General features: G+C 36.4%; 15 protein-coding genes and 2 riboswitches. Of the genes, 5 read left to right on the top strand and 10 right to left on the bottom strand.

The window, feature by feature from the left end:
* Positions 1-330: 330 nt before the first annotated feature.
* The 4 genes from ACCQ42_RS01075 (at position 331) to ACCQ42_RS01060 (ending at position 6066) form a co-directional block, all read left to right on the top strand.
* On the top strand, positions 331-3186 hold the full coding sequence (locus ACCQ42_RS01075; RefSeq protein ID WP_410035096.1) for an insulinase family protein: 2856 nt from the start codon (positions 331-333) through the stop codon (positions 3184-3186).
* Positions 3187-3257: 71 nt separating this feature from the next.
* Complete coding sequence (locus tag ACCQ42_RS01070) at positions 3258-4388, top strand: 5-bromo-4-chloroindolyl phosphate hydrolysis family protein (RefSeq protein WP_410035095.1); 1131 nt, start codon at positions 3258-3260, stop codon at positions 4386-4388.
* Entirely contained in the window at positions 4385-5497 is a 1113-nt protein-coding gene (locus ACCQ42_RS01065) for a toxic anion resistance protein (RefSeq protein WP_410035094.1), read from the top strand. The genes ACCQ42_RS01070 and ACCQ42_RS01065 overlap by 4 nt, the downstream gene beginning before the upstream one ends.
* Before the next feature lie 287 nt (positions 5498-5784).
* Positions 5785-6066, top strand: coding sequence for a kinase to dihydroxyacetone kinase (locus ACCQ42_RS01060; RefSeq protein WP_265214249.1), 282 nt, complete (start codon positions 5785-5787; stop codon positions 6064-6066).
* A 58-nt stretch (positions 6067-6124) separates the two neighbouring features.
* Here ACCQ42_RS01060 and ACCQ42_RS01055 read toward each other — a convergent pair whose 3' ends face one another.
* Entirely contained in the window at positions 6125-6961 is an 837-nt protein-coding gene (locus ACCQ42_RS01055) for a DUF4300 family protein (RefSeq protein ID WP_265214251.1), read from the bottom strand.
* Between the two features lie 133 nt (positions 6962-7094).
* Between ACCQ42_RS01055 and ACCQ42_RS01050 the strand changes: the two genes are divergently transcribed.
* Complete coding sequence (locus tag ACCQ42_RS01050) at positions 7095-8501, top strand: hypothetical protein (RefSeq protein WP_265214253.1); 1407 nt, start codon at positions 7095-7097, stop codon at positions 8499-8501.
* 36 nt (positions 8502-8537) lie between these two features.
* Here ACCQ42_RS01050 and ACCQ42_RS01045 read toward each other — a convergent pair whose 3' ends face one another.
* The 9 genes from ACCQ42_RS01045 to mreB form a co-directional block, all read right to left on the bottom strand.
* Positions 8538-9218 carry a M48 family metallopeptidase gene (locus tag ACCQ42_RS01045; RefSeq protein ID WP_410035093.1) on the bottom strand — a complete coding sequence of 227 codons (681 nt, stop codon included), beginning with the start codon at positions 9216-9218 and terminating at the stop codon, positions 8538-8540.
* A gap of 1085 nt (positions 9219-10303) precedes the next feature.
* On the bottom strand, positions 10304-11137 hold the full coding sequence (locus ACCQ42_RS01040) for an energy-coupling factor transporter transmembrane component T family protein (protein ID WP_410035092.1): 834 nt from the start codon (positions 11135-11137) through the stop codon (positions 10304-10306).
* A complete protein-coding gene (locus ACCQ42_RS01035) occupies positions 11130-12848 on the bottom strand; it encodes an ABC transporter ATP-binding protein (protein ID WP_410035091.1) in 1719 nt (572 codons plus the stop codon). The genes ACCQ42_RS01040 and ACCQ42_RS01035 overlap by 8 nt, the downstream gene beginning before the upstream one ends.
* 1 nt (position 12849) lies before the next feature.
* Complete coding sequence (locus tag ACCQ42_RS01030; RefSeq protein ID WP_106461064.1) at positions 12850-13401, bottom strand: ECF-type riboflavin transporter substrate-binding protein; 552 nt, start codon at positions 13399-13401, stop codon at positions 12850-12852.
* Entirely contained in the window at positions 13401-14255 is an 855-nt protein-coding gene (locus tag ACCQ42_RS01025; RefSeq protein ID WP_410035090.1) for an SAM hydrolase/SAM-dependent halogenase family protein, read from the bottom strand. The genes ACCQ42_RS01030 and ACCQ42_RS01025 overlap by 1 nt, the downstream gene beginning before the upstream one ends.
* Before the next feature lie 78 nt (positions 14256-14333).
* A riboswitch (SAM riboswitch) is annotated at positions 14334-14420 on the bottom strand.
* Between the two features lie 114 nt (positions 14421-14534).
* Positions 14535-15128 (bottom strand): ECF transporter S component, encoded by a 594-nt coding sequence (locus ACCQ42_RS01020; protein WP_106461065.1) that lies wholly within the window; start codon positions 15126-15128, stop codon positions 14535-14537.
* A gap of 58 nt (positions 15129-15186) precedes the next feature.
* Positions 15187-15304: riboswitch (FMN riboswitch) on the bottom strand.
* 76 nt (positions 15305-15380) lie between these two features.
* Positions 15381-16043, bottom strand: coding sequence for a winged helix-turn-helix domain-containing protein (locus ACCQ42_RS01015; protein ID WP_106461066.1), 663 nt, complete (start codon positions 16041-16043; stop codon positions 15381-15383).
* Positions 16044-16384: 341 nt separating this feature from the next.
* Positions 16385-17074, bottom strand: a complete 690-nt coding sequence (gene gpmA, locus ACCQ42_RS01010; RefSeq protein WP_410035089.1) for a 2,3-diphosphoglycerate-dependent phosphoglycerate mutase — start codon at positions 17072-17074, stop codon at positions 16385-16387.
* Complete coding sequence (gene mreB, locus ACCQ42_RS01005; protein ID WP_410035088.1) at positions 17074-18123, bottom strand: rod shape-determining protein; 1050 nt, start codon at positions 18121-18123, stop codon at positions 17074-17076. The genes gpmA and mreB overlap by 1 nt, the downstream gene beginning before the upstream one ends.
* Between the last annotated feature and the right edge of the window lie 365 nt (positions 18124-18488).

Below are 18488 nucleotides of genomic sequence, written 5' to 3'. Positions count from 1 at the left end.
TAGATTTAACTATTCTGCAACATCACCATTTTACCCTCTGCAAGAGTCGCTTGCGGGGTGTAACGAAGTGGGGGTGTAAGGGGGAGGGCAATGAGGACCCATGCGAAAGGGTCCTTGGCCCTCCCCCTTTGGCGAAGTCATCAGCTTAATGACAATAATTTATTATGATAAAAAATTACAAAGAATTAAAGTAAATATTAATATTATCTTGGATAATAGACCAACCATCTTGGATAATAAAACAGGGATTTTTAGGAGAAGCCCCTAGAATACTTTATCTTGGATAAAAATGGTATAATTATCTTAAAAGCAAAAAGTAAAGGATATATAATGAATAAAAATTACGAATTAATTAAAAGTGAAGGCTTTGATAAGTTAGGAATCACTGCCTTTTACTACAAACATATAAAAACTGGGGCAAGGGTTGTCTTTGCCAAGTCGTCCGATGCTAACAAGACTTTTGGGATTGGTTTTAAGACTCCTCCTACAGATTCTAAGGGCATGGCCCACATTATGGAACATTCTGTTCTTAATGGGTCTAAGAAATATAGGACTAAAGATCCCTTTATGGATATGGCTTCTTCTAGCCTGCAGACCTTCCTAAATGCTATGACCTATCCTGACAAGACTGTTTTTCCTGTTTCTAGTGAAAATGACAAGGACTTTAGAAACCTAGTCGATGTCTATACAGATGCGGTTTTTGCACCCCTTGTCCTTGAAAAAAAGGAAATCCTTGACCAAGAGGGTTGGCATTTTGACCTCGATAACAATGATAAGGTCGTCGGTGTATCTGGTGTAGTTTATAATGAAATGAAGGGAGCCCTCTCTGATCCAGAAAGCCTCATAGGCAATGAAATAAATTCTTACCTATATAAAAATAGTCCTTATGAATACGAATCAGGTGGAAATCCTGCTGATATCAAGGATTTGACCTTTGATGACTTTGTAGAATTTTACAAAACCCACTACCACCCATCAAATGCCTATATCTATTATTATGGAAATATAGATGACATCGATGCCTATCTTACAAGGCTTGATGAGGAATATTTAAGCCACTATGACTATAATGATATAGACCTTGCCATAGAAGTTGTGGAAAATCATTATGAAGCTCCAATCGAGGGGACTTATCCATCTGCAAGGGAAAATGAAAACGAAGACTACCTATCCTATGCCATGCTCACCCACTCAAGCCTAGATATAAAGGAAACACTCACAGCAGCTGTTCTTGTCAATGCCCTTTTTAATATGGATTCATCAAAGATTAGGCTAGAAGTCCAAGAAAAATTATCACCAGAATATTTCTATGCAAGAAATACCTACGGCAACCGCGCTGGCCTTATCATCCAAGCTCAAAAGGCTGATGGGGATAAGCTAGATGATTTTGTAAAAATAATTGAAGATGGCCTTAAAGAAGCAAGCCAGGGCATAAATAAGGAAGCCCTAAAATCTGCCTTTTCTCTCTTTGAATTTGGTCAATTGGAAAACCTAAATTCTGTAAATGCAGGCCTTACTTATTACCTATCCATGTCCTTTGACGCAGATCCTTTCGAAGTATTCAAAATCGTTGACTATCTAAAGGAATTAAGGGAATTAATAGATACAGATTATTATGAAAATTTCATCAAAGATTTCTATATAAATAATCCTACAAGGCTAATTCACCTTTCAAAGCCAAGCATGGACTACAACAAAAAGAAAGACGCCGAATTTAAAGATTTTCTTGCTAGGGTCAATAGAGAGATGTCTGATGAAAAATTAGAAGAGATAAAGGCATCTCTTAAGGATCTTGAGACCTACCAAAATAGGGAAAATACCGAGGAAGAAAAGGCCACAATTCCAGTCCTTGACCTAAGAGATGTGCCAACAGCAACTGTAAAAGTAAAAAGACTCGTTGAAGAAGAAAAATTCCAATATGTTTTCAACGATCTAAATACAGCAGGCCTCATCTATACAGAGCTTTATTTTGATATCAATCACCTAAGCCTGGAGGACTTAAAATTTGCCCAAATTTTTGCAGAGCTTGCTGCATCAATAGATACAAAAAATATATCCTATACAGAAATTGACGATATAATCTGGCAAAAACTTGGTTCTATCAACTTTTCAATAACAAACTTTAGACAAGGGCCAGAAAAAATTGATAGGAACTTTAAAGTTGGATTTAAGACCCTAAGGGCCTATGCAAAAGATGCCATGAATCTCGTAAATGACTTTGCCTTTAATTCTATTTTTGACAATAAGGCGAGAATCCTTGAGCTTTTAAGGATTAGAAAGTCAATTTTCGAATCAAGAATGTATGATTCAGGCCACATGATAGCCATAAATAGGAATAATTCACACCTAGATAAGGCTGCCTTCATCCAGGAAAATATAACAGGTCTAGCCTATTATGACTTTATAAAAGATGTCATCAAGCTTTGTGAAAATGATTTTGAAAGCCTCAGAGAAAAACTAGAGAAAATTAGCAAGGAAATCTTTACAAAGAGTCTTTCAATTAATATTGCGGCAACTAAAGAAGATTACCTAATAATGAAGAATGCAATCAATGATAATCTAGTAAATCTTAAGGATAAGCCAGAAGATGTAGAAATTGACTTTTCGCCAAAGCCTGTAAAAGAGGCCATCGCATCAGATGCCAATGTAAATTACGTATCAAAATCAGCAAAGCTTGATGCTAAAAGCTTTAAAGGCTCTTACATGCTAGCAAGCTCTATAATTTCAAATCCTTACCTATATTCCCTAATCAGAGCCAAGGGCGGTGCCTACGGGGCAGGAATGACCATAACAAGGGCCCTAAACCTTGCAACTTACTCCTACAGGGACCCAAATATAGAAAAAACCCTAGAAGCCTATGACCAGATTCCAGAAATCGCTTCAAGTCTTGAAATGAGTCAGAGAGATTTTGACAACCAAAAAATCTCATCCATGGGCTCTATCCTAAGACCTAGGTCACCAAAACAAATGGCAGATAGCGATTATTCCTACTTTAGGATCAAAAACGCAAAAAAAGAAGATGAAATCCTTGCTGAAATTAAGACCACAAAAATCGAAGACATAAAAGCTATGGCAGATGATTTCAAAAAGGCCATGAACCTTAATAATATAACAGTTTTTGGCTCTAGAGAAGATATATTTGCCATCGAAGACAAGTTTGATAAAGTTATAGACCTAAAAGATTGATATATTGAATTTTTCAAAAAATAATCTTAAATATATTAAATTCTATTTAAATTATATTGAGCTAGCGTATAATGATTATAGAAAATGAAAGTGAGAGAAAAATGGCAAAGAAAAATAATAACTTTAGATTTGACCTAGACGATTTAGATTTCGACCTAGATAATATAGACTTTGCCTCAATCGGGCAAAAAATTAAAAATTCAGTAACATCAGCCATAAATGGCTTTAGCAGAGGATTTTCTACAAATCTACCAGCCATAAGAGACCCAAATGTGTGCGAGCAAAAAAATCCAATTGGTCCAGGAAGGATTAATGGCCTTAAATTCTTTGCAGTCCTTATTGGCATTACCTGCATTAGCATAGGTCTAGATGAATTACTTTATATGGGCTTAGCGAATTTTATATTTAAATCATTACTAATTGCTGTAGGGATAGGAGTACCTATCTACATGTGGCAAATAGCCAATAACAACAAACGCCTAGCCATAAACTATTCTAGATTTAAAAGGGAGCTTGGGACAAACACTATTATTTCAATAAAAGACTTGGCAAGTGCGGTAAGCCAGAGTGAAAAACAGACAATCAATGATTTGCTATATTTTATGAAGCAAAACTACTTCAAACAAGCAAGAATTGTTGAAAATGATTCAATTTTCATTCTTGATATACCAACCTTCAAGCTCTACAAGGAAAAGATAGCAGGCCTTCCTTACTATAAGAGGGAAGAAATTACAGATGATGTGTCAGTTGAAGATATAAACAAGGACCAGGCAGAAAATATAATCACAAACTCAGACCAAATCCTTGAAAAGATGAACAAAGCCGGATCAAATATAAGGTCAGAATCCTTTAAGGCCAAGCTTTCTGTTCTTTTCACAAATATAGCTGACATCTTAAACATAGTCAAAAAATATCCACAAAAGGCAAGTAGCCTTACAAAATTTAACGACTATTACATGCCAACCTCCCTCAAACTAATCGAATCATTCGAAGAATTTGAGCTGATGAATACAGATGATATAAAGATTAGAAAGGCCATGGCAGAGATTGAAAATTCAATCAAAACCATTGCCGAAGCCTTTGACAACATCAAGGTAGACCTTCTAAGCGACAGGGCCATGGATGTAAAAACAGACATAGACACCATAGAGCTAATCCTAAACCAGGAAGGCCTACTAGAAAATGATTGGAGTGAAAAATGAGTGACATCAAATTAAGCCTAGATGGTTTAGAAGAAAATGACCCAAAGCTAGAAGCAATCACAAATGATAGCCCAGACTTGATTGAAAATAAAATCACATTTTCAGAAGCAGAAGAAAAGATGATAGATGAGTTTTCTAAAAAAATTGACCTAGAAAATACAAATATCATCTTGCAATACGGTTCTGGAGCCCAAAAGAAAATCTCAAACTTCTCCGAAAAAACCCTAAACACAGTTAGAAACAAAGACCTGGGAGAAATCGGAGGCCTGCTTGATAAGGTAGTTGTTGATATCAGACACATGGAAGATGATGAACCATCTGGCCCACTTGGCTTTTTCAAAAAAGCCACCAACAAGCTAGAAGACCTCAAAGTCCGCTACCAATCAGCCGAAAAAAACATAAATGACGTAGCAAAGGTCCTAGAAAATCATCAGATAACCCTTATGAAGGATATATCAATGCTAGATCAGATGTATGATTTAAATGAAGACTACTACAAGGAAATCTCCATGTACATTGAGGCAGGAAATAGAAAGCTAGCCGACCTTTACAAAAACGACATCCCAGCCCTAGAGCTCAAGGCTCAGGCAAGTAACCTCCCACTAGATGCCCAAAAGGTAAACGACCTAAAGGCCCAGGCCAACCGCTTTGAGAAAAAGCTCCACGACCTTGATCTAACAAGGATGGTATCAATCCAGATGGCTCCACAAATAAGGATGGTCCAATCATCAAACTCCATAATGGCAGAAAAAATCCAAACAACAATTGTAAACACCATCCCATTATGGAAAAACCAAATGGTCCTAGCCCTAGGTATGAACCACACCGACCAAGCTATAAGAACCCAACAAAGAGTAACCGACCTGACCAATGAGCTATTAAGGAAAAACGCAGATACCCTAAAACAAAACACCATAAAAACCGCCAAGGCAACAGAACGTGGTATAATAGACCTAGAAACAATAAAACATACAAACGAAGCCCTAATAACAACCATAGAAGAAGTAAGAAACATCCAAATAGAAGGCAAGAAAAATAGAGAACAAGCCAAGGCCGAAATAGCAAACCTAGAAGCCGAACTAAAAAGAAACTTGACACAAAGAAACTAAGGTATAATTTATAAAAGTAAGCTTATCGGTTAAAGAAAATCTATTGAAATAACTATCCTCATTACTCAAGAAGCTTGCCGAAGGCAAGCAACCTTATTCGCCCTCCGCTAAGGAGCCGGATGTGGGGTGTAACGGGGAGGGGGTTTAAGGGGGAGCCCAATGAGGGACCATCCGGAAGGTCCCTTGGGGCTCCCCCTTGAACGAAGAGAATCGATAAATAGATACTGTTCATCATGATATAAACAATTAAGATGAAAATAATTTATTTTGAATAAGGGGGACTAATAATGCACGAATTTAAACCAGGCGAAAAAATCGAATTCAAATTTGATTGCCAAATGTTAATAGCAAGAACAGACAAAGACCTAGACGAAGATGAAATCTTTGACTATATTTCAGAAAACCTAGAGGGTGATTCCCTACTTGCAGTTGGGGATGAAGACTTAATAAAAATCCACTTCCACTCCAATAAACCATGGGAAGTCCTAGAATACGCAGCAAGCCTAGGCGATATCCATGATATTGTCGTTGAGAATATGCAAAGACAAGCTGACGGCTTGCAAGGATAAAAATAAACCCAGTTATTAAGCAAAACTTAATAACTGGGTTTATTTTATATTTCAACATTTATTCGATGTATTTTCCATTATCCATAATAAAAGGTGGAGCCGCTTCTGGATCTATGAAGTCCTTAAACTTATCCTGCAAATACTTATAACAAGCATCCTTTGTAGGGAATTTTATGGCCTGATAAGGTTCCTCAAAGGAGATTTTTTCTACAAAAAGATATCCCCCATCTATTTCAGTCAAAACTCCTATATGGCCGATAAAAAGCTTATCTCCGTCTAATTTGTCATGGATCATGACAGATACTAGGTCAAATTTTTCTGGATAGGTCCAGTTCTGATAATATTTTTCGGCAATCTTGCCCTGGACAGCTGGGTCTTTGGATGATTCTGTCGGAATGCTTGTAAAAAACTCCTTAAATTTAAAAGTTTCATCATCATTAAAGATTTTTCCCTTTTTTATCATATCGAGGTCTGTAAAAAGCATGGAATCATCGATTTCTGTTTGATTTTTATTAGTAAGCTCATCTCCACTAAGCAAGAAAGCATTTATCCTACAATTAGTATCTACTAAATCTTTTCCATCCCTCTTCTCGATAATTTTACCAGTGTCATAGGTCTTATTTATATCCTTGATAAAACCATCAACAAGCAAGTCATTACCAACAGCCTCATTATAGTCCTTAACAAGCTTCATAAAGCTATTTACCCTATCAGGATTAATTTTGTCCTTAAGAGTATTTTTTACAAATTTTTGGCTATCTTCATCAGCCATATTGCTAAGACTTGGCTCTACTATCTGATTTTGAATTTCTTTTCCTTCTTCTAGGCCTTTATCCTTTTGGCTACATGCTCCTAAAATTAAAGTCATGGCAAGGATTGCTAATATTTTTTTCATTCATTCTCCTATTTTATAAATATCTTATATTATACCAGAAATAATTTCCAGTTTTTATTTTTATTTGCAAGAAACTTTTTACATATTAAAGCAATATGATATAATTATCTTAACAAGAAGAAAGGACATGAACATGAAAAAAATTCTATTAAGTCTTTTAACCCTGACCCTAATGCTTAGTGCTTGTAATAACAAGGGTAGTGTTAAGAAGGAAAATAGCAAAAGTGATATTGAAGCAAATTATGAAACAGATAGCAGTGTAGATTCCGCTGAGTCTGATGATGAAGATGGCCTAAGTCTTGGCGAACAAAAAAGAATTATCCTAGATAGAGTAGAAGTAAAAGACCAAAAGGCTAAAAAATTTAAGGCAAAACAAACAGATGATATCTTTAAAGAACTTGCTGGCAAAGAATTTTCAAACTATCCTGCTAGCGGATCTGAAAGAATTTATTTCCGAGAAAATGGAAATGTAGATGGAGCAGCCCTTTATGGCAATGGCAATATGTTCTCATCTACCCTATATAAGGCCAAATTTGACCTAGTCAAAAAAATTGATGACCTAACTTATGAAATAAAACTAACTAGCCTAGACTACCAAAATCCAGTAGACAAGGAAGAAAAAATCAACAAGAATGGTTATGAATATATCCACAACTTCGTAAGGTCTCCATATTTTGATAAAAAAATAGGGCAGACTTTTAAAATCTATTTGCCTAAAACAAAGGTGAGTTCCTTAAAAGATAGGGACATAATGTCCATCGAAGGTACAGATAACCACATAGCAAATGGCCAAATCAATGTTTTTGCCCTAGCGGGTAAGGATAAAAACTCTAACAATGAAGACTTTGTAATAATGTCAGAATTAGTAGATAAGAAGATGAAAAGCGCCAAAAAAGATGACAAAAATTACCTTGCTTACTTTGAAGCAGAATGGAAAAGATTCATAGATAAGGTAGCTAAAGAGAAGGATGAAAATCCTGAAGATAAAACTAATCCTGATGATGAAAATTTTGATATCCTAGCTAAAATGATTCTAGATTCCTATGAAATGGATACAAAATCTGGCAAGGACATTATAAACCTAGATAAGGCTCAAAAATTCTTAAAAGAAAATGCTGGAATCTTTGCCGATATGAAATATGCTGAGAAATATAAAGATAGATTCAAAGATATAGGCATAAGCGGCCTAGATTTAAAAGCAGACAAAGACCAACCTATCATAAAAATCAGAGGATCCTATGTCGATGAAGCTGAAATAGAGCCAGAAAATGGCAAATTTGGCCTATGGGATAACTACCTAAGAGCAAGGCTAAATTCAGGAGAAGATATAATAATCAAGCTCAAACTCCTAGGAAATAGGCTTAATTATACCTATGATGCATCTGATGGATCTAAGGTAGTAAATGTTTGGGCCCTACCACTAGGCGTCTATAAAACAACAGATGACAATGGCAAAGAAATAAGAGTATTTGAATTTGTAAGTGGTAAAGGCGTTCAAGATCAAGCTTATAAACTATTTGGAGATGACTACAATAAATAAGATAACAAAAGCCGGCAAAATAGCCGGCTTACTTTTTTAAGGCTTAGGCTCCTTAAGTAGGGCCTCAGCCTTTTTATATTCTGGAAAAAAGCTTTCAACCAGAGCATAAAAGCTCTTGCTGTGGTTAGGTTCAAGCAAATGACAAAGCTCATGGACAAGGACATAAGTTAAGCAGATGGGATCATACTTAGCAAGGTTTGTATTAAGCCAAACTCGTTTCTTAGAAGTATTGCAAGACCCCCAACGAGTCTTCATCTTTCTGAGCCTGTATTCATTAGCTTTTAAGCCTGTCAATTCTTCAACTTCCTTAATAGCATCATCTTTCTTAGTTTTTAAAGATTTTCTATAAAAATCATCAAGGAGCTCATCTTTTAAATCCCCACTTAAGTCCCCCTTATAAAAAAATATTATCTTTGAATCACAAATCTTAAAAGCATTTTTACTATCTTTAATAAATTCAAGCTTATAGGCCCTGCCCCAAAGATAAATAAGACCCTCATCCCTGGTATTCCTAGCCTTAGCAAACTTAGCTTGATTTTTAATAATCCAATCTTTCCTAGCAGATACAAAAGCCTCAAGGTCCTTATTACTGACGTGGGAAGGAGCGGAAAGAACAAGATCTCCAAAAGGCGGAGTAACCTTTAAAATTATATTTTTTTGATTTTTTCTCTTTCTTAGAGAAAGAGAGAAAGAAGCTATTGTCCTTTGGGTTTTCATAAAAAATTCCTTTTTTCCTATCCTAGATAGGAGTATTTTTTTCTTTATTATCCAAGATAATAACTTTTTGCTTTACTATCCAAGATAATAGCATTATAAAGTTGTTCTCTTCGTAACTTAATCCCATTATGAATTATTTATATTTACAATTGAATCTCCGTAATAAGGGGAGGCCCAAGGGACCTTCCGCATGGTCCCTCATCGGACGGAAACCCGTTTGCTACGCAAACTCCTTAGTGCTACCGCACTACATTTCCGGCATAAACGCCCCAAATCAAGGGGCGTTTATGTCCCCCTTGCACCCCCTCTCCGTTACACCCCCAGGCGGCTCCTTAGCGGAGTGCGGACAGTGAAGATTGCCTAACGGCAATCATCTATATGTAGACGGACCCCCTTGTTCTAGCTATCCTTATTCTTACTGATTTTGACATTCCGAAGCCTAAAAATCTCAATCTAGCCCAAATGTTTCTTTAATACATGCTCTACATCTCAGTAGCTACAGAACTATTATTTGTACTCGTGCGTCAGGAGATTTTCTTAACGGCATCTACATTTACAAAATCTTCTGACTTTTGGAGAATTATTCTGTATTCTGAGAGAATATTGATATCAAAGCAGGTCTTAGGCTCGTTTTCCTTTGGCAAAAATTACAATAGAGGAACTAAGTAAGAAGATACTAAGACTTACAGAATTAAAATCGTTAATTATTTTAAATCGAGGAAGCGTCCAAAAATTTTGTTGAGAGAAGCGAATCTAAATTTTTAGCTGACAAGATTTGAAATAATAGATTTTGGACCAGAATGAATAGCAGTCAGGTCTAATAAAGAAGATTGCCAGAGGCAATCTTCAGTTTGCCCTCTGCAAGAGTCGCTTGCGGGGTGTAACGAAGTGGGGGTGTAAGGGGGAGGGCGATGAGGACCCATGCGAAAGGGTCCTTGGCCCTCCCCCTTTGGCGAAGTCATCAGTTTAATGACAACAATTTATTATGCGATGACAGTACGAAGAATCAAATTTCATAATAATATTATCTTGGATAAAAAATCCCCAATAAGGGGGTCCTTTAGGGGGAAGCCCCCTAAAATACTTTATCTTGGATAAAAAGGATTAAAGAATCTTCCTCCATTCACAAAAAACAATCCAACTCCCATCCCCACTATTAAAATCACTCCTATTATTACAAAGATGTCTGCTTTTTTAAAGGGCTTTGCCCTGTACCAGGTTCTTTCTTTGTTTTTGCCAAAACGTCTTAGCTCCATGGCTTGGGAGATGGTTTCTATTCTCTCTAGGCTGTCAAATATTAATGGCAATACTATGTTTGAGCTTGCCTTTACTCTTTTTACAAAGCTTGCCTTCCCACTCATTTCTATGCCTCTGGCCTGGCTCGCACTTCTTATGTCATAGTAGGAAGCTTGAATATCTGGTATATATCTTAGGGCTAGGGCTACTGCGTAGGAGATTTTGTAGGATAGGCCTATCCTATTTAAGCTTGATGAAAACTCACTTGGATCTGTTGTTAGGATAAAAATTATGGCAAGGGGTATGGTTGAAAAATATTTTAAGCCTACATTTAGTTCGTAAAATAATTGCTCCGCTGTTAGACTATACCTGCCAAAACCTTCCCAAAGGACAGTCCTTGTCCCATAAAGTTTGACCCCATATTCTGGCTCGAAGATATAGATAGCTAGAAGGTTTATTATTGAAAAGACCGCCACTATTTTTACCAAAAATGATATCTCTTCCCATTTGATTTTTGCTACTTTCATGGTTATCAGGGATAGGACCATGACAAAGATTAGAAATCTGGTGTCAAAAGATGTCATTACTATTATTGACAAGAGGATGAAGGCTATTAACTTGCTTGCCCCTGATAGGTCGTGGACTAGAGTGTCTTTTTTGATATAACCTAGGGTATTATTCATCTTTCCCTCCTCTTTCATATGCAATAAAACTTTCAATGAAGTCTTTTGGGTCTATTCCTTCTAATTTTTGGCCCAGTTTATAAAGAGATGTCTCCGCAAGGTGTGCCCTAGCTATTAGGTCTTTCTCAGAAAATAAATCTGCTGGATTGGTGTCAGCTAAGATTTTTTTACCTTCTATAACTATGACCCTATCTGTATATTCCTGGATTAGGTGCATGTCATGGCTTATCATAAGTATACTTAATCCGTACTTATCCCTTAAATCTTTGATAAAATCCATCATCTGCCTGTAGTGGCCTAGGTCTTGGCCTGCTGTTGGTTCATCTAAGATTATGACTTCTGGGTCTAGGACTAGAATCGAAGCTATAGTCACCCTTCTTTTTTGACCATAGGAAAGGGCTGATATTGGCCAATTTCTAAATGGATAGAGGCCACAAATCTTTAGGGTCTCTTCTACTTTTTCCCTTATTAGATCTTCGTCAATATTTCTTATCCTTAGACCAAAGGCGACTTCATCATAGATCATGGTTTTAGATATCATGGCATTTGGATTTTGCAATACAAAGCCAATCTTTTCTGCAATTTCTTTTATAGAAAGGCTACTTGTATCCTCGCCTTTGATGTAGATTTTGCCTTTATTTGGCCTTAGAAAGCCTGCCATTAGCTTGGCTAAGGTTGATTTACCGGCGCCATTTGGCCCTACAATCGAGGTAAGCTCTCCTTTTTTGATTTCTAAATTTATATTTTCTAGAATTAAGTCCTTGTCATAGGCAAAGGATAAATCTTCAATTTTTATTAGTTCTTCATTGGAATTTTCCTTGGCCTCTTCTTTGATATTTGTTGACCAAGTCTTTAGCTTATCCAGGTCACAATCCTTTATATTTACCTGGTCAATGTCTCCTAGCTTGTCATAGGCTTTTATGCCGCATCCCGCATAGGCTAGGGCATCTAGGTAGAGGGGCTTTCTGATTGTGATTTTATCTAGGATATCTGATTTTAAAAGATCAGTAGGAGATAGGTCTGCTAATATTTTTCCCCCATCTACCGCTATTATCCTGTCTGGATTAAGGAGAAGGGCCTCTTCTAGCCTGTGTTCTATGACTATGACTGTAACTTTGAGTCTTTCTGCCAAGTCCCTTACAAGCTTCATTGTTGCCCTACCACTTTTTGGGTCTAGGTTTGCCAAAGGCTCATCTAAAAGCAGGATTGGCACTTGGCTTATCAAAACCCCACCTATTGATACAGTCTGCTTTTGTCCACCCGATAAATCGCTTGGTTTTCTGTCTAAGAGCTTTGTAATCTTTAGCTCATCAGCCCATTTTTCTACAAGTTCTTTCATCTTTTCCTGGTCCACCTTATCATTTTCAAGACAAAAGGCCATATCTTCTGCCACAGTAAGGCCTACAAATTGACCGTCTGTATCTTGGAGGACTGTTCCTGTCGATAAGGAGAGGTCAAAGATTGATGAATCCTTGATGTTTTTTCCATCAACAAAGACCTCCCCCTCTATATCTCCGGGGAAGGTATTTGGTATTTGGCCATTTAGGCTCTTAGCAAGGGTCGACTTGCCAGAGCCTGATGGGCCTACTATTACAATTTTTTCACCCTTTTTGATTTCTAAATTGATATCTATAAGGGAGGGCTCAGCCTGTGCTCTGTATTTAAAAGAGTAATTATTAAATTTTACTAAGGACTGGCTCTTATCTGTCATATTAGTCTCTACTTAATGAATTGTCTGCTGTTTGGGTCTTAGCATAAGCTGCAATTAAGATTGTTCCCAAAATTCCTACTGCAAGGCTGTTAAGGCCTGCTGATACAAAACCTTGAGCAAATACCTTATTGGCTGGCTCTGAATAAATTAGGATGTCTAAAACTGGCGCAACTAGGCCCCAAGAGATGACATTGGTTATGATTTGTCCGATGTTAAATTTGATTATATCTTTTTTCTCAAATTTACCCTTGCTTAGATCAAGATTTTTTCCAACTAGGCCAAATCCTGCTCCTGTTACCCCGCTTGTGATAACCCATGACCACCATAGGCCGTAAGTTAATAGGTCCTTGATAGCATGGCCTATAAGTCCAATTAGGCATCCAACAACCGGTCCAAAAAGCACGCTCATTAGAGCTAGGAATGGGTAGGTTGTTTCTACTGATGTATTTGGAATGAAACCTACTGGTATTGATAAAAATCTACCTAGAATAAAAAACACTGCAGCACCAATGCCTATAGCAACTATGCTTGTAATTGAATTATTTTTTTTCATTATATCTCCTTTTTGATAAATATGGTCCAATCTGCACCTGTCCCTATCTGGTAGGTGTCAGAAAATGATGCTTGGTTGATGGCTATACCTAAATTTATTAGGGAATTGATATAGGCTATAGTCTCCCCAAGTCCAACGTCTGCGAAAGAATGGCCAAAGGTCATTTGATTTTCATATTTTTTGATATTTTTATAGAAAATTGTAACCTTAATAGCATCACCCTGCTTGATATCCGCCTTCTTTAATAAGTCTAGCGGAATATTTGTCCATAAAGATCCAAATCTAATATCTAGGATATCGATAGTTCCCTCTATTACTCCATCTTTAAATACAGCATCCTTGATAGGTGAATATACCAATTCATCAAGGCTAATTTCTTTTAGAAAATGATAATAACCCTCATCACTTGCAAGCTTTGCCCCATTGTAGGCATAGACATCCCTGCCATGGAAGGTGTGGGAATTTTCTGAAAAAGGGAGCCTATCCTTAACCTCATCTATAATCCTTGCTGATTCTAGGCCAATAAATTTAGCCACATGGGAAATAGTTCCATTATCTGGAGTGACTATATAGTGGCCGCTCTTTGTCTTTACAACAATAGAATTCCTATCGCTGCCTACTCCTGGATCTACTACTGATACAAAAACTGTTCCCTTTGGCCAATATTCTATGGTTTGCAAAATCCTATATGAAGCCTCAAAAATATTGTAAGGTTTGATATCGTGGGTTAGATCATCTATTATTAGATCAGAATTTACCATTCTAGCAACCCCGTGCATGGCAGATACTGCCCCATCTCCTAAACCAAAGTCTGATTGAAAAACTAAAGCGTTCATTTTAATAAGTCCTTTCATAAATAAAATGCCTAGGCGGAAAATTTTCAAATTTTTAATCAAAAAACACCCACCTGCGATGGATGTTCATTTTCTACCTATCCATCATTCAAGCTTTAGCACCTTAGCCTTTGCTAGGTTGCTGAAGGGTCATCAAGCTTGTCTCTCGCCTTCTCTTTATGGTAAGAACATTATACCCCTAAAAAAACCTTTGTCTTTAAAAAAATCAAAAAGCACCCTTATAATGAAAGAGTGCTTTTTGATAAACAGAATGTTGTAGGATAATAATATAATAAGAATTTATCTTGCTTTTAATATTGGCGAAACCCTCTTATAGATTAGGTCTGTAACTAAGGCTGCAACTGCACCCTTGACTAGGTTAAATGGCACAATTGAAAGTAGCATTAGGCTTACATAGGATTTAACAAGTGGGTTGCCTGGTACTTGGCCAGCAAAGGCTTCAAGTGGGAATCCCATTGCCTTAGCATAGGCTGGGAATACTACAAAGGCATTTGAAAGTGTAGCTATAGCTGTCATTGCGATAACTCCACAAGCAAGTGCAAAGATAGCAGTTTTCTTAGTCTTCCTGTTTTTATAAATTGTAGATGCTACAAATACGAATGTTGAACCAACTATAAAGTTTGATAGTTCGCCAACTCCAACAGTTTGTGTCTTAGTTAGATTAAGAATATTTTTAACTAATTGAATAGCAACTCCTGCCCAAGGTCCCATAGCAAAGCCTCCTATAAGGGCTGGCACATCTGCCAAATCCACTCTCATAAATGGTGGGGCTATTGGAATTGGTACTTGGAAAAACATGAGTATAAAAGCCAAAGCGGCTAGGATACCAATTTTAGTAACGTTGCTTAGTGAAATAGATCTTGTTTTGTTCATATAATACCTCCCTTTGGGCATAAAAAATGCCCTAAAATCAGGGCTCGAAAAAAATTATAATAATCTTCTTCCATCCAGACTATACTGTCGGTTTTGGAATTGCACCAAATCGGTCCAAAGGGACTCGCAGACTATAACTGCCGGTTAAGGAATTTCACCTTTCCCTGAAGAAGCAATGGTTTTCATTGCTATATAATATCTATTAATTTATCTACTTATATTGTAAACTATCGTCTATAATATGTCAAATTTTTATTCAGGGGAACAAGAATCAAGTGTCCACCTATATCCTTGCCTACTAACTGTCTCAATTGGAGCAAGATCTGCCTTTTTAAACTCATTTCTAATCTTTCTGATATGTTCTCTAACAGACCTAGGTGTGGTGTCAAGGTTTTTGTCAGTTTTCATGATCTCCACTATATCTTCCTTGCTAAGGGTCTTGCCCATATTAGAGATTAAGATTGCACAAATAGCAAGCTCAGACTTGGTTAAATCCAAAATCTTATTGCCAACCCTAAAGATACCATTATCTTCTTCCATGGTGCAAAAACCAAGCTTAATAATATTGGCCTGACTTATCTCTTCTACCTTCTTAAAAATATTTTGGATAAATTCATCCCTAGTTACAGAATGGATAACAAAATCCTTATCATCAAGTTCTTGCTCGTAAGGATTTTTCTTATATCTTTCAGTTAGGTAGATTACAGGAATTTTGGTCTTTTGTTTGATATATTGGATAAATTGTAGACACTTATTATGAGTCATATCAACAAGGATAAGATCATAAACGCTACAATCTTTAAACAAAAGCTCATCCATAGATTCGATTTTCTCCACAAGAACATCATTCTTATTAAAGTGAGAATTTATTAAATTTGATACACCATTCTCATATTCAACAGAAGCAATTCTCATTTTTTCCTTCTTTCCTAATAAAGATTTAATAAAATCATTTTCGTAAAACCTACAAATACTTTTATGTTTCTTTAAAATTAATAATTTTTTATAAGTTAACATTTAAAATATAAAGCAATACATGTAAATCTTACTATCTATGTAGAATATCTTTAAACAACTTTAACTTAGCCAAGTTTATTTTATAAATCTTTATAATATATTTTAATTAATCCTGTTAACACTTTACGCTCATAAGGGATATTTACAAGATATTTTTATTATCACAATTAAAAGTGTAATAAATATGTTTAATATTAAAATATCAATAAAAAAGAGTCCTTAAGGACTCTTTCAAAGATTTATAGATAATATTTTTTAACTACATTTAGTTCATCATCTAGTTCATAAACTAGTGGTTGACCTGTTGGGATTTCTAAATCCATTATGTCATCATCTGAGATTTTTTCTAGGTGTTTAGCTAGGGCTCTTAAGCTGTTGCCGTGAGCTGCTACTAGGACTGTGTCGCCTTCAAGTAGTTGTGGAGCAATTTTGTCGAAGTAATAAGGTAGTACTCTTTCAAGTGTTACCTTTAGGTTTTCTGCACCTGGAATTACATCTTTTGGAAGGTGAGCAAACATTGGAAGTGCTGCTTGTCTTTCATTTTCTTCTGCTGAGAGTTCTGGTGGAAGTGTATCATATGATCTTCTCCAGATGTGAACTTGTTCATCACCGTATTTTTCAGCTGTTTCTGCTTTGTTTAGACCTTGTAGGGCACCGTAGTGTCTTTCGTTTAGTCTCCAAGATTTTTCAACTGGTACAAATAATTGGTCAGAATATTCAAGAGCAAAGTTACAAGTTTTGATAGCTCTTTTTAGGATTGATGTGTGAGCATAATCAAATTTGATGCCTGCTTCTTTAATCTTTCTTCCAGCTTCCTTAGCTTCTTCTACACCCTTATCAGATAGGTTTACATCTACCCAACCTGTAAATTTGTTAGCTAGGTTCCATTCACTTTGGCCATGTCTTACTAATACTAATTTTTTTGTCATTATCTTCTCCTTAGTTTTTCAAAAGCTTCATTTTCTGCTTGCTTGCTTTTGATAGCTTCGTTCCTATTCTCATCTAACTGGTCTATCCAATTTAGGGCCTTGGCAGTTCCCTCAATTACACATTCTTGAGGATTATCAGCTATCCTTGCCTCAATCCTAAATTTCTCTTCGATCCTATCCTTTAGACCCAAGGTATAGGCGCCTCCCCCTGTAAGGATAATTTGCCTATCAAATATATCACTTGCAAGTTCTGGCGGAGTTACTTCCATAACTCTTTTTACCCCTTCTACAATCAAATCAATCTGACGTTTTATAGAATCCTTGACCTCACTAACAGGTATATAAACCTTAGATGGGAGGCCATTAGCTATTTCCCTACCCTTAACCTCGATTGAATCATCGACTGTAAGCTTACCTGCTTCTTTTTTGATAGCTTCTGCACTTTGATCGCCAATAAGTAGCCCATAGCGAGTCCTAATATAATCCTTTATAGCCTTATCAAATGTTAGACCTGCTACATCAACAGACTTACTAGCTATGATTTGACCCATGGATATAACCGCTATATCACAAGTGCCTCCTCCTACATCAACAACCATAGATCCTTTAGGATCTGTTATATCTACACCTGCGCCAAGGGCTGCAGCTAGGGGTTCTTCAATAAGATAAGTCCTGTGAGCCCCAGCATTTTCAGCTGCCTGGAGGACTGCTCTTTTTTCAACTTGGGTAGATCTTGCTGGTACACAAATAAGTAAATCAGGTTTGAAAAGGGATTTTTTGACAGATTTATTCAAAAAATGTTCAAGCATCCTCTCGGTAGCCCTAAAATCTGCAATAACCCCATCTTTCATCGGAAGGATACAGGAAATATTCCCAGCAGCCCTACCAATCAATTTCTTAGCATCTTCACCAACCGCAAGTATCTCATCTGTAAGGACATCTATAGCTATGACAGATGGTTCATTTAAAACTATTCCTTTGTTATAAACATAGACTAGCACACTAGCCGTTCCTAGGTCAATAGCAACCGACCTTCTAAATCTTGCCATAATAATTTCTTCTTTCTCTAATGGTAGTAAAAATTTTGTAATCAAAATTTTTACGGTTCTCACAGTTTATCAAGCACGAAGTGCGAAGCATAAACTGATGAGAAACCTTATGTAATTTCTTATATCTTATGCGACGAATAGGAGCATTAGATATAAGAAATTACCTGCAACTTTGTTTTCTTTATTTTTTTGCTTACTAAAATTATATCATAATAGGGTGATTTTTTCATCCAAGATAAAGTTTTTCTTTTATTTAAAATAATAATATTATATAGTTTTACCCTTCGTAACTTTATCTCGTAATAAACTATTATTATTAACTATTGAATCTTCGTTCCAAGGGGAGGCCCAAGGGACCTTCCGCA

Source organism: Anaerococcus kampingae (assembly GCF_046365475.1).
GTDB lineage: Bacteria > Bacillota > Clostridia > Tissierellales > Peptoniphilaceae > Anaerococcus > Anaerococcus kampingae.
This window is presented reverse-complemented; position numbering and strand designations above follow the sequence as displayed.

What these genes read in the sequence shown, in the direction of transcription:
- ACCQ42_RS01050 (WP_265214253.1), top strand. Translation starts at nt 7,095, where the DNA reads ATGAAAAAAATTCTATTAAGTCTTTTAACCCTGACCCTAATGCTTAGT.
- ACCQ42_RS01030 (WP_106461064.1), bottom strand. Translation starts at nt 13,401, where the DNA reads ATGAAAAAAAATAATTCAATTACAAGCATAGTTGCTATAGGCATTGGT.
- ACCQ42_RS01035 (WP_410035091.1), bottom strand. Translation starts at nt 12,848, where the DNA reads ATGACAGATAAGAGCCAGTCCTTAGTAAAATTTAATAATTACTCTTTT.
- ACCQ42_RS01065 (WP_410035094.1), top strand. Translation starts at nt 4,385, where the DNA reads ATGAGTGACATCAAATTAAGCCTAGATGGTTTAGAAGAAAATGACCCA.
- ACCQ42_RS01055 (WP_265214251.1), bottom strand. Translation starts at nt 6,961, where the DNA reads ATGAAAAAAATATTAGCAATCCTTGCCATGACTTTAATTTTAGGAGCA.
- ACCQ42_RS01045 (WP_410035093.1), bottom strand. Translation starts at nt 9,218, where the DNA reads ATGAAAACCCAAAGGACAATAGCTTCTTTCTCTCTTTCTCTAAGAAAG.
- mreB (WP_410035088.1), bottom strand. Translation starts at nt 18,123, where the DNA reads ATGGCAAGATTTAGAAGGTCGGTTGCTATTGACCTAGGAACGGCTAGT.
- ACCQ42_RS01060 (WP_265214249.1), top strand. Translation starts at nt 5,785, where the DNA reads ATGCACGAATTTAAACCAGGCGAAAAAATCGAATTCAAATTTGATTGC.
- ACCQ42_RS01075 (WP_410035096.1), top strand. Translation starts at nt 331, where the DNA reads ATGAATAAAAATTACGAATTAATTAAAAGTGAAGGCTTTGATAAGTTA.
- ACCQ42_RS01070 (WP_410035095.1), top strand. Translation starts at nt 3,258, where the DNA reads ATGATTATAGAAAATGAAAGTGAGAGAAAAATGGCAAAGAAAAATAAT.
- ACCQ42_RS01040 (WP_410035092.1), bottom strand. Translation starts at nt 11,137, where the DNA reads ATGAATAATACCCTAGGTTATATCAAAAAAGACACTCTAGTCCACGAC.
- gpmA (WP_410035089.1), bottom strand. Translation starts at nt 17,074, where the DNA reads ATGACAAAAAAATTAGTATTAGTAAGACATGGCCAAAGTGAATGGAAC.
- ACCQ42_RS01025 (WP_410035090.1), bottom strand. Translation starts at nt 14,255, where the DNA reads ATGAAAGGACTTATTAAAATGAACGCTTTAGTTTTTCAATCAGACTTT.
- ACCQ42_RS01020 (WP_106461065.1), bottom strand. Translation starts at nt 15,128, where the DNA reads ATGAACAAAACAAGATCTATTTCACTAAGCAACGTTACTAAAATTGGT.
- ACCQ42_RS01015 (WP_106461066.1), bottom strand. Translation starts at nt 16,043, where the DNA reads ATGAGAATTGCTTCTGTTGAATATGAGAATGGTGTATCAAATTTAATA.